The 562-nt window shown below is 52.8% G+C and carries 1 protein-coding gene; it reads right to left on the bottom strand.

What is annotated here, in order from left to right; genetic code table 11:
* Positions 1-32 precede the first annotated feature (32 nt).
* Positions 33-562, bottom strand: a 530-nt coding sequence (rlmD, locus tag B4F99_RS08415; protein WP_290756769.1) for a 23S rRNA (uracil(1939)-C(5))-methyltransferase RlmD, incomplete at its 5' end; no start/stop codon positions are given.

Here is a 562-nt window from a genome sequence, read left to right as displayed (position 1 = left end):
CATTCTTTTTTTGAGTCAGCCCCATGAACGATTTAGTTACGGACGAACAAGGCGACGCTCTCGACGTGTGTCGTATGCGGGAACATATCGACCGGTGTCACTTCGACGAGTGTATAACCGAGCTCTGTCAACAACTTCGCGTCACGCGCTTGTGTCGACGCATTACACGAGACGTAGACGATCCGCTTCGGTGCGACATCTGCTGCTGCACGTAAGAACTCTTCGTCACAGCCTTTACGTGGTGGGTCGACGACGATGACGTCCGGTTGAATACCCGCTTTGACGAGTGCTGGCATGACATTCTCAGCTGCACCGTACTCGAACGTCACGTTCTCGATACCGTTCGCTTGTGCGTTCCGGCGTGCGTCATCGATCGCTTGCGGTACGATCTCGATACCGTAGACGTGCTTCGCTTGTTTTGCGAGTGACAAGGAAATCGAACCGATTCCACAGTATGCATCAACGACTGTCTCATCTCCTGTCAACTGAGCATACTCGAGCGCTTTCGCGTAGAGTTTCTCTGTTTGCAGCGGGTTGACTTGGAAGAACGAATGCGGAGAGA

This window comes from Exiguobacterium sp. UBA3491, assembly GCF_002377745.1.
GTDB lineage: Bacteria > Bacillota > Bacilli > Exiguobacteriales > Exiguobacteriaceae > Exiguobacterium_A.
This window is presented reverse-complemented; position numbering and strand designations above follow the sequence as displayed.